Raw genomic sequence first — 12,846 nt, 5'->3', positions numbered from 1 at the left:
CCGGTATGGATGATGAGGAGCATATCATGCCTATCCGGCAAGGCAGTATTGATGGATTGTGTGGCGTATATTCAGTGATGAATGCAACCGAGATTGTCATTGGTAAATTTCACTATGACCCCAAACTAAAACATAAAGCCAGTCAGCGAAGAGTTTTATATAAAAACCTGATCGGATATTTGGCCAAGCATGATCTGTTGGAAGATGCGCTGATTTGGGGCTTTAGTGATATTGACGCCAAGGGTGGTTTCATTGATATCGCCATCAAATCGGTAAAGAAGTACCAGAATCGCAAACTACGCAAACAAAGCGCGTTCGATACCGATGATGTGACACTGGATCAATACTGGGAAAAGCTGACCGAACACCTGAGCCAACCGGATTCGGCGGTCATTATCAGTCTGAGCGGCCGCATTAAACACTGGACTTGTGTCAGAAAGATTACACCCAATGCGCTGATTCTATCGGACTCATCGGGGATCAGGCAGATTGCCCGGGATCGTTGCACCATAGAAACGGAAAACCGTGAGCTGTATACCTTGTGGCCGACGATGACTTATTTGTTGTTAGTTATATAGAAAAATAACGGGAGCAGAGATGACCCTGAGGGATTTTCCTATATTCTCCTTATAGCTAATCTATGATTTACGCTTTTTTGTGTTCAAAATTTAACCAACATGATTATATTATCTTAGGGGTAATTAAGAAAAAGTACCTTAGCTTAATGTTGGGGTATCTCGGCGTAATGCGTGATACAGTCACGAATGGCGTGACCAGGGCGTAGTGGTGCAGAACACTGGAGCGCGGCGAGTGAGAGAAAACTAGAATTAACAGCCCCTGTAGGAAATAACTAATAACCATGTCTGATGCGTTTTTTAAGAAACCAATCCTGAATTCGCCCTACGAATACCCAGCAGCTCACTGGGAAATGGTGGAAGGTCTTCCGACCCAAAATATTGTAAATTCTCGCCGCCGCGCAGAGTTCATCACTCCCATTCCCAAGCCTAAGAAACACAAAGAAACCAAGTCCCAAGAACTATTTGATGAAAGCATGGGGCTGGGGGGAGAAGGACGCCAAAAATACGATCCGATTTCCATTATCAATGAACTGAGAAGCCATATTGATGCTTGGCGTTTGCTACCTAGCGAACGTGACTGGATGGTGACGCCCGATACCGCGCGACTATTGAAGCATTGGCGACATCATGAATTCAATGGTATTCGCCCCTTCTTTTGTCAGGTCGAAGCAGTTGAGGTTGCAATTTGGTTGACGGAAGTAGCGCCAAAGCTTGGTGCCAGAGGAAAAAAATTTCTTGATTACCTCGACAATGTCAATGCTGACGCCAACCCCGGTCTGATGCGCTTAGCACTCAAACTTGCGACGGGAGCAGGAAAAACCACCGTTATGTCCATGCTCATTGCATGGCAAACGATCAATGCGGTTCGCCAGCCCAGCAGCAAGAGATTTACCAGAGGTTTTTTGATTGTTGCTCCAGGTCTGACAATCAAAGACCGCCTACGGGTGTTGCAGCCCAATGACCCGGACAGCTACTACAAAAACCGTGAGATCGTTCCAAACGATATGCTTGCCGATTTGGAGCGGGCAAAGATTGTCATCACCAACTATCACGCGTTCAAGCTGCGCGAGCGCGTTGAAATATCTGCCGGGGGTAGAGCTTTACTGAAGGGTAAACGCGGCGAAGATTTGAACACTCTTGAAACAGAAGGCCAGATGATCCAGCGCGTCATGCCTGAGTTGATGGGCATAAAAAATATCATGGTGCTCAATGACGAAGCGCACCACTGTTACCGTGAAAAGTCAGGTGATGATGAAGAAGGTGATTTAACTTCCGACGAGAAGAAGGAAGCAGAAAGCAATCTGGAGGCAGCCCGCCTTTGGATTAACGGACTGGAAATCGTTGCCAAAAATCTCGGCATCAATCGCATCACTGATTTGTCTGCGACGCCATTTTTCCTGCGCGGTTCAGGTTATGCCGAAGGAACACTGTTTCCTTGGACAATGAGCGACTTCTCCCTGATGGATGCTATTGAATGCGGCATTGTGAAATTGCCCCGTGTTCCTGTGGCTGACAATATCCCCGGCGCTGAAATGCCCAAATTCAGGGAGCTGTGGAAACATATCGGCCCAAAAATGCCAAAGAAAGGCCGGGGCAAAGGCGCACAACTTGATCCATTAAGCATTCCGGTCGAATTGCAAACGGCGCTCGAAGCTTTATATGGACATTACGAAAAAACGTTCACGCTCTGGGATAAGGAAGGTATCAAAGTTCCGCCGTGCTTCATTGTTGTTTGCAACAACACGGCAACGTCCAAGCTGGTCTATGACTATATTTCAGGATTCCGCCCAATAAACGAAGATGGTTCAACGGGATTTGAAAACGGACGTCTGAAATTATTCCGAAATTTTGATGAGCACGGCGAACCTTTAGCTCGACCAAACACGCTCTTGATAGACAGCGAACAACTCGAATCCGGCGAAGCACTGGATACCAGTTTCCGCGAAATGGCATCTGATGAAATCGACCGTTTTCGCCGTGAAATCATCGAGCGGACAGGCGATCAACGTGCTGCTGATAATCTGACCGACCAGGATTTGCTCCGCGAGGTCATGAACACCGTCGGTAAATATGGGGCACTGGGAGGCAATATCCGTTGTGTGGTATCCGTGTCCATGCTCACCGAAGGCTGGGACGCGAACACAGTAACCCACGTTCTCGGCGTTCGGGCATTTGGAACGCAGTTGCTTTGTGAGCAGGTGATTGGTCGCGCCCTGCGTCGGCAATCCTATGAGCTCAATGAAGAAAACCGGTTCAACGTCGAATATGCCGATGTGCTGGGTATTCCATTCGACTTTACGGCCAAACCAGTCGTTGCGCCGCCCCTACCACCGCGAAAAACCATTCACGTTAAGGCCGTGCGTCCACAGCGCGATCACTTGGAAATCCGTTTCCCTCGCGTAACGGGCTACCGGGTAGAGCTGCCAGACGAAAGGCTCACAGCAGAATTCAATAATGATTCCGTTCTTGTGCTGACACCGGATTTGGTCGGCCCGTCTGTTACGCAAAATTCAGGGATTATTGGCGAAGCAGTTGACCTGAATCTTGTACATACTGGCGATTTGCGCCATTCCACGCTTCTTTTTCATTTGACACAGCGCTTGCTGTATACCAAGTGGCGTGATCCAGGTGAAGAGCCAAAAATGCATTTATTCGGCCAGCTCAAACGTATTACGAAGCAGTGGCTTGATACTTGTCTTGTTTGCAAAGGCGGCACATATCCTGCGCAGCTCATGTACCAAGAACTGGCTGACATGGCTAGTAACAGGATTACCGCAGCGATCACGCTATCTGAACAGAACAAGAATCGCCCAATAAAAGCCTTGCTCGATCCCTATAATCCTACGGGTTCGACGACAAACGTTAACTTCAATACCTCCAAGACGGATCGCTGGGAAACCAGTCCGCTGAAATCGCACATTAACTGGGTGATATTGGATAGCGATTGGGAAGGCGAATTCTGCCGCGTGGCGGAATCGCACCCGCAGGTTATTTCCTATGTTAAGAACCACAGCCTGGGGCTGGAAGTTCCATATCGTTATGGATCGGAAACTCGAAAATACAGACCGGATTTCATTGTTCAGATTAACGATGGTAAAGACGATCCCTTGAATATGATCGTCGAAATTAAAGGTTATCGCCGCGAAGATGCCAAGGAAAAGAAACTCACGATGGATACCTATTGGGTCCCAGGCGTGAATAACCTGAAAAGCTTTGGACGCTGGGCATTTGTCGAATTCGCGGACGTATTTGAAATGGAGCACGACTTCAAGAAAAAGGTCGAGGAGCATTTTGAAAAAATGATTGTAGAGGCAATGGGGAAAGGACAATAACAATGGCAAAAGCAGATAAACCACAGGCCAAGAAAAAGGTTGAAACCCTGACCCATGATGAAGCCTCACGCAAGAATATCCCCACGGCGGAATATGAAGCGGTACTGCATGAGAAAGACAAAAGCTCAATCCGTGTGGCTTACGAGCGCCGTAATCGTGACCTTGACCCGCAATTAGGGCCTGTTAACACTACCTAAGTGCTTCGACGATGAGAGCGAAATGGATGAATGAGAGAAAAATGACATCCAGTTTGTCGAATCTGGAGAATATTCGACGGAATCCCTTGAGTCTGCGGAATAATCTTTCGATCTCATTGCGTTTTTTGTACATGGCGCGGTCATATTCCCAGAGCTCCAGCCGATTAGTTTTGGGTGGGACAACCGGGATATAACCGAGCTCCAATGCAAGCTGTCTGGTTTGATCACCCTCATAAGCGCGATCCATCAGCAGATGAGTAGGAGAAGAGACGGGGCCGAGTGCTAACAGGAGTTGTCGTCCTTCCGGTGCGTCATGTGTATGCCCCGGAGATAAGGAAAAAGTTATGGCTGTTCTGGTATCTGCGGCAACCAGATGAATTTTAGTGGTCCAGCCACCTCGGGATTTGCCGATGGATTGCGGGCCGTTTTTTTTAATGCACCAGTACCATCAGGGTGCACTTTGATGCTGGTGCTATCCATCGAAACGGCTTCAATCTTGATGCGAATGATTTGTTGATGCTGCAGCTGCTCAAAAACTTTTTGAAGCACGCCGCTTTTCGCCCATCGATTCATTCGAGTGTAGATGGTATGCCAATTACCGAAACGCTTGGGTAGTCCGCGCCACTTGCAACCATGCTCGGTAACATACAGAATAGCATTGAGAATTTGTAGATTGGAATGACTGACATTGCCACGCTGGCGCGGCATGCAGTGTTCGATCTGTTGATATTGAGTTTCGGTGATTTCCATCACCATATTATATCAAATAGTGTTAACAGGCCCTAGAACAGTCAAATCAGGTCAATCTGATAGGGATACCCAAACAACTCGGCCAAATAAGTCTATAGGGTCAAATAGGCAAGATAAACAGGTTAGGCCAAATAGACCGCATAAGACAAATGGGCAAAATATGTCAATTAAGCCGGTTAGGCCAAATAAACGTAATTTGTTAATCAATATTGATACGGTTAAATTTTTCGTTAAGGACGACCATGAAAATACGTTCACTCTTCCTAAAACAACTACGGCCAGGTTGACTAGCGAAGATGGGGAAATCCTAGAAACTTATCAGAATCGAGTCCCTTTGCCAGGAGAACATGGCACTCATTTTCTGCATGTTAGAACAATGAAATTTGGCAAAAAGTTATCCATTAGTGGGTCTCCGTATGCGTTTATGCATGGCCAAAATGTCTATACTTCATCAGATATGCAAGCCGCTGCTCTTGATGCTTTAAGACGAGTATGTAAGGCATTTAAAATAAAAACAACGGAAGAACAGCGCCAGCGATGGATAAATGGTGATATCACCCTTGAACGCGTCGATTTGGCCGTCAATATCAAGGTCGAAAGTGAAGCGAAGGCTGTAGATATTCTGCGGCAAATTCGCCGCCAGCTGGGTGAGCATGGATCAACAAAAACAAATGGCACAACAGTGTATTGGTCACCCAGGGACGGTAAGGAATTTTCGATTTGCTTCTATGCAAAAGGACCGCAAATGCGCAAGCAGAAACGTTATATTGGTCAACCATTTAGAGAAAGATTGCTTAAGGATAGTGAATGTATTATCCGAATCGAACTCAGGTTAAAGGCGAGAGAATTACGAAAACTTCAGTTAGACAAAGTTAGCGCATGGGATGATCAAACTGCTGTGAGAATATTCGATAAGTATATGGGTAAATTAAAGTTTCTTAATATTACATCGGGCCCCGTGACAAAAGAGGAGTTATCGCGATTACCATCCCGCTTGCGGCCAGTATGGGCATTACATAAAGGTGGTCAAGATTTATCCCTAATTTATCTGCCACGTACACTTAGGCGCCATAAAAGTGATTTCAGAAAATTAGGTTTCGATCTGAATTGCCCAAATCAGGCTGAAGGTACCGTAATTCCACTGACAAAAGTGTTAGCGCCCAGTAAAGTGATTAATTCGGCACCCGAATGGATGATAGAAGAGGAGCTGGCGCTACCTAGGCAGAAAGTTGCGGCTAAAAAGAGCTAAATTGACTGCCTAAGTAGTATTTTGATGGATTGAGTCATGATTTTAATGTCAATTAGGTCATGACCCGATTTGCCAGAATGACTCGCATCGTAGGCATTGGTTGGGTTTATGCTGGAAATTGTTGTTTCTAATTTTGCTGGGGGAATTTTTGCTGACTAGCGATAATTTATTTTATCGCTAGTTGAAGGAAATGAGCTGCCGCCGGTCATTTGCGGATTTTTTTCAAGGGCCTGGCAATCTTTGTTCTCCCGTTTGAATTAAGTTTTGATCCCCAGTAAACCCCACCAGTCACGGGCGGCGTGCAGTACTCGCACGACTGATATGCCGTTAGGATGTGGAAGGTAGAAGATTAGGTGATTTTCAAAGCCCCCAACTGGCCATTTGCGCATGCCTGCTAACACGGGGTCTTGCAGTGATAATGGTGCGCCGATCAGAGGTTGCTCAGCTAGAACATTGAAACTGGCCTCTGCTTGTGCCAGAAAGCGTTCTGCTGTTTCTAGGTTGGCATTTTCGACGAGATACGAAATGCTCTACCAAGTCGCGCCGGGCTGCTGCGCGTTGATAGATTTTAGGCATCAGCGTTGCTTTTGTCTGGCTTCGAGCTTAGCTAAGGCTTCTTTGCGAATATCGCTCCAATCTTCCGCCGTTAATTCACTTTCCTGACTACTCAATCCTTCCAGCAACTTGGCTTCAAGTTGTTCTTCCGCTTTGCGTTTTTCATCAGCACGGATCAATTCGCGAATATACTCGCTGGCGCTGCTATAGCGACCTTGGGCGATCTGTCCATCCACAAATTGTTTCAGAGGGTCGGGCAGAGAAATATTCATACTTTGCATGGGTAAATCCTCTTTATCTTGCTGTGTAATTTGCCATTAATAGCATAAAATGGCAATTGTTGCCATATTGAACACTTCGATTACAAATTTAGAAGTTGTTATCACTATCAGATCTTCTGGGTCATTATCTTGCAATTTGACATCGTCACAATTGGTGTGTTTGAATACTGATACATATATCAAATATGGGAGCATTCAAACATGTCCAATCGTGGCGGGAAAAGAGAAAATGCAGGCAGGCCAGCTGGCCAGGGTAAATATGGCGAATCGACAGTAACAATGCGCATACCGCAAAGCCAGACGGCAACGATCAAAAGCTTTCTGGAAGCTTTGCAACGCAAAAGAGCGAAAGCTGTGGAAGAGAATGTTATCGCAGAAATCCAATTGGATGAGTTTTTTACACCTGCGATCAGTGAACAACCTACGCTATTGCCATTGTTTTCCACCAAGGTGGCGGCGGGCTTTCCCAGTCCAGCCGATGATCATGTCGAGAAGCGCCTGGATATCAGCGAATTCATGATCGACCATGCAGCGTCGACGTTCTTCGTCACGATCAAGGGAGATTCGATGATCGACGTTGGTCTGTTGCCGGGCGATAAAGTGGTGGTGGATCGCTCTAAAACGCCCGGTATCGGCGATATTGTACTGGCTGTGGTGGATCGGGAATTTACCATTAAAATCCTTGATCACGGCGCGAACAAAATGCCAAGGCTGATGCCAGCCAATTCTTCAGGTGCTTACAAACCCATTTACATTCGCCCGGATACGCAGTTTGAGATTTTTGGCGTCGTGATAGGATCGTTCCGCCGTTTTAAATGAGTACACTGTTGCCGTGTTATGTATTGCTGGATCTGGAAACGACAGGAGCCACGCCAACCCAGGATCGCATCACTGAAATCGGTTTGATCCGTTACGAAAACGGCATCGAAGTCGGTCGCTGGAATACACTCATCAATCCGGAAGTCAGTATCTCACCCTTCATTCAGCGGCTGACGGGAATCACCCAGGACATGGTCGACCATGCGCCTACTTTTGCTCAAGTGTGCGAAACACTGTTGCAATGGCTCGATCAGGCGGTATTGTGCGCGCACAATGTGCGTTTCGATTATGGTTTTCTCAAAAACGAATTCAAGCGCATCGGCATTACTTTCCAAAAGAAACTGCTATGCACGGTCAAACTCTCCAGAAAACTCTATCCGCAGCATCATTCACATAGCCTCAACGCCATTATTGAGCGGTTTCAGTTAGTCTGTACCCAGCGTCACCGCGCCATGGGCGATACGGAAATGATGGCGGCATTCATTGATGTTGCGATCCGCGAATTCGGCGAATCAACCGTACAGGAAACCGTCAAAACACTGCTGAAGCAGCAAGCGACCCCAACGGGACTCGATCACCTGGATATCCATACCATTCCAGAAACCTGTGGTGTTTATTTATTCCACGGCGATAGCGCATTGCTGTATGTCGGCAAAAGCGTTTCATTGCGCTCCCGTGTATTCAACCATTTCCAGGGCGATCATAGCTCAGCCAAGGAAATGCGCATTGCACAGGAAATCAAACGGGTTGAATACCGCATCACCAGCGGAGAACTGGGCGCACTGCTACTGGAATCGCGCCTGATCAAGGAAAATCAACCCATCCATAACCGGCAGCTTAGACGCGAGCGGCAACTCTGTGCCTGGCAAGTATCGAGCGACCCCAATGCCAAACCACTGATGACCTTGATCAATGACAGCGACATCGACTGGCGTGCCGCAGAAAATGTCTATGGCACTTTCAAAACCAAGCGGCAGGCCGTGGAGGTTTTAAACAAGCTGGCTGACGAATACGGACTATGCGATAAGACATTGGGATTGGAAAAAGGCTCCGGTGTGTGTTTTGCGCATCAGTTAAAACACTGCAAAGGCTTATGTGCTGGAAAAGAATCCGCCGAATCACACTGGCTGCGCCTGCTCACGGCATTAAGTCATCACAAGCTACTGACTTGGCCGTATGCTGGCCGTATCGGCATCAAGGAGCATAACCCGCACTACGACATCACAGAAATACACGTCTTTGACCAGTGGTGCCATCTGGGGAGCGTCAAGGATCATCGGGAATTAGAGGAATTATCAGCACAGCCGTGTTTTGACCGGGATACTTACCGTTATCTGCTTAAATTCCTGAATCGCAAAGATGTTGAAGTAATCGCATTGCATGGATAAGCATAACCGCTCTATCGCGTTAATCGACGTCAACAATTTTGTGCGACGTGGAAAGTCGCTTGCTTGAATGTTCTGACGTGAGAAGACGGACAGAACCGGTTGTCCCATCAGCCGTACCCTAAGAGGAAGCGCGAGAAGGTAACGACTCGTGTTAAGCACTCTGACAACGTATCCTGAACCGAAAGGTTTTCCTGATCCTGTGAAGGTAAGGAGTTCTGCCAGCATCGAGGTAGATAAGGGCTAGGGTCGGATAGTATGGCTAACGTATGTGAATCTTTGATAAACGCTGTTATAAACGAACAAGCCAAAGGTGCTGAAAGGCTTGAGCCAAAAGGCAACGTGGTGGGTACGGGAGTTGAAGTTTCTCCCGTCATGGGCATTCACACCACCGGCGGAAAGAAGGAGCCTAAGCTATCTATTGCGGTCAAGCAAGTGGAACACGGTAAGCCCGTAACTTTCCTCTTTGAGGATGGCGCGGCCGCAAGGCTCGCTACCGGGTTGCGGGTAGAGGAAGGTGGAAAAAGCGAACGCCGATCTGTAATCGATTGGATAGGGATTTAAACGTTATCCCCTGCGAAAGCAGGCAGACTTCCACCAGGTCTTTGATCACGAGAAAGCATGACTAACCGTTTCAGGAAATAAAGCAGATGACAGCTTCGACATTACAGGCTGGTGCGATTTCCCGCAATACGACGCAATGGCACGCCATCGATTGGCGCGCCGTTCATCGCAATGTGCAACGGCTTCAGGCGCGTATCGTGAAAGCAACACAGGAAGGACGATGGGGCGGGGTCAAAGCCTTGCAACATCTACTGACTCGCTCGTTTAGCGGTCGCGTCATGGCCGTGAAGCGGGTGACGGAAAATACGGGTAGACGAACCTCAGGGGTAGATCGGCGACTTTGGGATACCCCTGAAAGTAAAATGACGGCAGTACTGACACTCAAGCAAAGGGGATATAGACCAGCTCCGCTAAGACGCCTCTATATCAAAAAAAGCAATGGCAAATTGCGTCCGCTCGGTATTCCGACGATGAAAGACCGGGCTATGCAGGCACTTTACCTGCTGGCCCTCGATCCCATCGCGGAAACCACGAGTGATCCCAATTCCTACGGATTCAGAAAAGAGCGCTCGGCAGCCGATGCCATTGAACAATGTTTCACTGTATTGGGGCGAAAATTCTGTGCTCAATGGATACTGGAAGGCGACATTCAAGCCTGCTTTGACCGGATTAGTCATGACTGGTTACTGAAACATGTACCCATGGACAAAACCATCTTAGGGAAATGGCTGAAAGCGGGATATGTGGAGCATGGCAGACTGTACCCCATCGAAGCAGGTACACCGCAAGGTGGGATTTGCTCACCGGTGCTCGCCAATTTGACACTCGATGGATTGGAACGCGCATTGAAAACCGCTTTTCCTAAACCGAGTCATGGTCAAGCACCGTTGGTCAATCTGGTGCGTTATGCGGACGACTTCATTATTACCGGCAGAACCAAGGAACTGTTGGAACTGGAAGTCAAACCCTTTGTTGAGCGATTCCTCGCCGAAAGAGGATTGGTGTTGTCCGAGGAAAAGACACACATCACCTCAATTGACGAGGGATTTGATTTTCTCGGGTACAATATTCGCAAATACCGTGGCAAGCTGCTTATCAAACCAGCCAAACGGAATGTGCGGACATTCCTGAACAAAGTCAGAGCGCTCATCAAGGCGAACAAAGCTACATCGGCGGGCGATTTGATCGCCTATCTCAACCCGCTTATTCGCGGTTGGGCCAATTATTATCACCATGTGGTGAGTTCGCGTATCTTTTCCAGAGTGGATAGCGCCGTCTTTCGTTGTTTGTGGTGCTGGGCGCTAAGACGACATCCCCATCGATCCAAACGTTGGATCAGAAGGAAGTATTTTGGCATCCGGCAAAATGATCATTGGGTATTTCAAGGGTACAGTATCCGCGAGGATGGCACCGTCCGCCTTAATCAACTGGAAAAAGCGGCACGCATACCGATCCGTCGCCATATCAAAATCAAGGGGCAAGCCAATCCGTATGATCCTGCATGGGAAACCTACTTCGAACAGCGTATTGCTCAATCGATGCAGGCAAACCTGAAGGGGAAACGGCAACTGCTTTATCTGTGGAATCGGCAGGCCGGTATCTGCCCTGTTTGCGGTCAGAAAATCACCAAAGAAACGGGGTGGCACAGCCATCACACTGTTTGGCGGTCCTTGGGTGGTTCCGATGGATTGGATAATCGGGTACTGTTGCATCCCAATTGCCACAGGCAAGTTCATTGGCAAGCCCGTATCGTGTGAAACTGCGTCCTCACTGGGCGTTACAAAGGCTTGAGCGGTATGATGGGAAACTATCACGTACCGTTCTTAGAGGGGTGGACGCCGGTAACGGCGTCTGCCTACTCGACTATGTCAGTTGTGAACGGGTATTCAATCCCAAGCTGGAAGACAAGCCGGTTGTCGTACTATCCAATAATGACGGCTGCGCGGTCGCGAGAAGCAATGAAGTCAAAGCATTGGGTATCAAAATGGGGCAACCGTGGTTCCAGTTGAAAGATTTAACCAGAAAACACGGCATTATCGCCTATTCATCGAACTATGCGCTGTATGCGGATATGAGCAATCGCGTCATGAGCATTTTAGGCATGTTCAGCCCCGAGCAGGAAATCTACTCGATTGATGAATGCTTTCTCGATCTTACCGGATTTAAAAGACACAACCATACCGGTTATGGGCAGAAAATCCGGAAACGCATCAAGCAATGGACGGGATTGCCGGTGTGTGTTGGCATAGGGTCGACCAAGACACTGGCTAAACTTGCTAACCACATGGCCAAAAAGAATCCTGAGCTCAATGGTGTGTGCGATCTCAATAGCTTATCGCCTCAGCAACAAGAAGATTGGTTCAGCAAAATAGAAGTAGGGGAGATCTGGGGTATTGGCAGGCGGCTTGCACCCAAACTCCATGAAATCGGCATCAAAACCGTGCTGGATCTCAAAACAGCGCAGCCATCGCAAATGCGTACCCGTTTCTCGGTCGTGATGGAGAAAACCATTCGCGAAATCAATGGTACTGCCTGTATCGAACTGGAAGAAATCAATCCACCGAAAAAGCAAATCGTCAGTTCCCGCTCGTTTGGCATTCCGGTATCCGATCTGGCCAGCCTGGAAGAGTCAGTATCGCTCTACATCAATCGCGCAGCAGAAAAGCTAAGGCGGCAACAATCCTATGCCGGATCGGTGCACATTAGCATCCGCACCAGTCCGTTCAATGAAAAGGAACCGTATTATGCCAACGGTATGACGATTGCACTGCCAAGACAAACGGACGATACAAGATTACTGACTAAGATTGCAATTTGGGGATTACGCAAGATTTACCGCCGTGGTTACAAATATCAAAAAGCAAGCGTGATGCTATCTGAACTGGTACCTCGACAATACCGGCAACTGGATCTCTTTGGTTCAATATCGGCAGCAGATACTCAATCTGGCAAATTGATGAGCGTCATGGATCATATCAATGCTCGTATGGGCCGGGGTACGATTAAACTCGCATCCGAGGGATTCAAGCAGCCCTGGAAGATGAAACAGGGAAATAAAAGCCCCAACTATACGACGAACTGGGATGAGTTGATCTGTGTTATGAATTGATTAACGCTTGTCGTGAATACATCATTC

At 47.8% G+C, this 12,846-nt stretch carries 10 protein-coding genes and 2 pseudogenes; 9 read left to right on the top strand and 3 right to left on the bottom strand.

Going from position 1 to position 12,846, the window contains the following annotated elements; all coding sequences use genetic code 11:
- Positions 1–26: 26 nt before the first annotated feature.
- From HRU78_09265 to HRU78_09255, 3 genes and pseudogenes are all read left to right on the top strand, one after another.
- Positions 27–578: a hypothetical protein gene (locus HRU78_09265; protein ID QOJ23811.1), complete on the top strand. Its 552-nt coding sequence runs from the start codon at positions 27–29 to the stop codon at positions 576–578.
- 281 nt (positions 579–859) lie between these two features.
- Positions 860–3,910, top strand: coding sequence for a DEAD/DEAH box helicase family protein (locus HRU78_09260; GenBank protein QOJ23810.1), 3,051 nt, complete (start codon positions 860–862; stop codon positions 3,908–3,910).
- Between the two features lie 2 nt (positions 3,911–3,912).
- A pseudogene (locus tag HRU78_09255) lies at positions 3,913–4,086 on the top strand (DNA methylase).
- A gap of 13 nt (positions 4,087–4,099) precedes the next feature.
- Here the strand turns inward: HRU78_09255 and HRU78_09250 are convergent.
- Positions 4,100–4,857 (bottom strand): IS5 family transposase gene (locus HRU78_09250; GenBank protein QOJ24997.1). Its coding sequence is split into 2 segments (ribosomal slippage): positions 4,100–4,542 and positions 4,542–4,857, totalling 759 coding nucleotides; the frame shifts between segments, so codons are not numbered across the junction.
- Positions 4,858–5,017: 160 nt separating this feature from the next.
- On the opposite strand from HRU78_09250, the gene HRU78_09245 reads away from it, so the two are divergent.
- Complete coding sequence (locus tag HRU78_09245) at positions 5,018–6,106, top strand: hypothetical protein (protein QOJ23809.1); 1,089 nt, start codon at positions 5,018–5,020, stop codon at positions 6,104–6,106.
- Positions 6,107–6,363: 257 nt separating this feature from the next.
- Here the strand turns inward: HRU78_09245 and HRU78_09240 are convergent.
- Positions 6,364–6,682: pseudogene (locus HRU78_09240) on the bottom strand (type II toxin-antitoxin system RelE/ParE family toxin).
- Positions 6,682–6,942 (bottom strand): type II toxin-antitoxin system ParD family antitoxin, encoded by a 261-nt coding sequence (locus HRU78_09235; GenBank protein ID QOJ23808.1) that lies wholly within the window; start codon positions 6,940–6,942, stop codon positions 6,682–6,684. Before HRU78_09235 ends, HRU78_09240 begins: the two are co-directional and overlap by 1 nt.
- Positions 6,943–7,143: 201 nt before the next feature.
- Between HRU78_09235 and umuD the strand changes: the two genes are divergently transcribed.
- From umuD to HRU78_09210, 5 genes are all read left to right on the top strand, one after another.
- Positions 7,144–7,761 (top strand): translesion error-prone DNA polymerase V autoproteolytic subunit, encoded by a 618-nt coding sequence (gene umuD / locus HRU78_09230; protein QOJ23807.1) that lies wholly within the window; start codon positions 7,144–7,146, stop codon positions 7,759–7,761.
- The gene (locus HRU78_09225; GenBank protein ID QOJ23806.1) at positions 7,758–9,149 is read left to right on the top strand and encodes a GIY-YIG nuclease family protein; all 1,392 of its coding nucleotides are present in this window, start codon (positions 7,758–7,760) and stop codon (positions 9,147–9,149) included. Before umuD ends, HRU78_09225 begins: the two co-directional genes overlap by 4 nt.
- Before the next feature lie 255 nt (positions 9,150–9,404).
- Positions 9,405–9,710 (top strand): hypothetical protein, encoded by a 306-nt coding sequence (locus tag HRU78_09220; GenBank protein ID QOJ23805.1) that lies wholly within the window; start codon positions 9,405–9,407, stop codon positions 9,708–9,710.
- An 86-nt stretch (positions 9,711–9,796) separates the two neighbouring features.
- A complete protein-coding gene (gene ltrA / locus HRU78_09215; protein ID QOJ23804.1) occupies positions 9,797–11,467 on the top strand; it encodes a group II intron reverse transcriptase/maturase in 1,671 nt (556 codons plus the stop codon).
- Positions 11,468–11,541: 74 nt separating this feature from the next.
- Positions 11,542–12,819 (top strand): Y-family DNA polymerase, encoded by a 1,278-nt coding sequence (locus HRU78_09210; GenBank protein ID QOJ24996.1) that lies wholly within the window; start codon positions 11,542–11,544, stop codon positions 12,817–12,819.
- The last annotated feature ends 27 nt before the right edge of the window (positions 12,820–12,846 follow it).

Source organism: Gammaproteobacteria bacterium (assembly GCA_015709635.1).
Lineage (GTDB): Bacteria > Pseudomonadota > Gammaproteobacteria > Burkholderiales > Nitrosomonadaceae > Nitrosomonas.
The sequence above is the reverse complement of the archived record's forward strand: the minus strand, read 5'-3'. Positions and strand labels throughout refer to the sequence as shown.

Coding starts and splice junctions, on each gene's coding strand:
- HRU78_09220 (QOJ23805.1), top strand. CDS start 9,405: ATGGCTAACGTATGTGAATCTTTGATAAACGCTGTTATAAACGAACAA.
- HRU78_09265 (QOJ23811.1), top strand. CDS start 27: ATGCCTATCCGGCAAGGCAGTATTGATGGATTGTGTGGCGTATATTCA.
- HRU78_09225 (QOJ23806.1), top strand. CDS start 7,758: ATGAGTACACTGTTGCCGTGTTATGTATTGCTGGATCTGGAAACGACA.
- HRU78_09235 (QOJ23808.1), bottom strand. CDS start 6,942: ATGCAAAGTATGAATATTTCTCTGCCCGACCCTCTGAAACAATTTGTG.
- umuD (QOJ23807.1), top strand. CDS start 7,144: ATGTCCAATCGTGGCGGGAAAAGAGAAAATGCAGGCAGGCCAGCTGGC.
- HRU78_09245 (QOJ23809.1), top strand. CDS start 5,018: ATGTCAATTAAGCCGGTTAGGCCAAATAAACGTAATTTGTTAATCAAT.
- ltrA (QOJ23804.1), top strand. CDS start 9,797: ATGACAGCTTCGACATTACAGGCTGGTGCGATTTCCCGCAATACGACG.
- HRU78_09260 (QOJ23810.1), top strand. CDS start 860: ATGTCTGATGCGTTTTTTAAGAAACCAATCCTGAATTCGCCCTACGAA.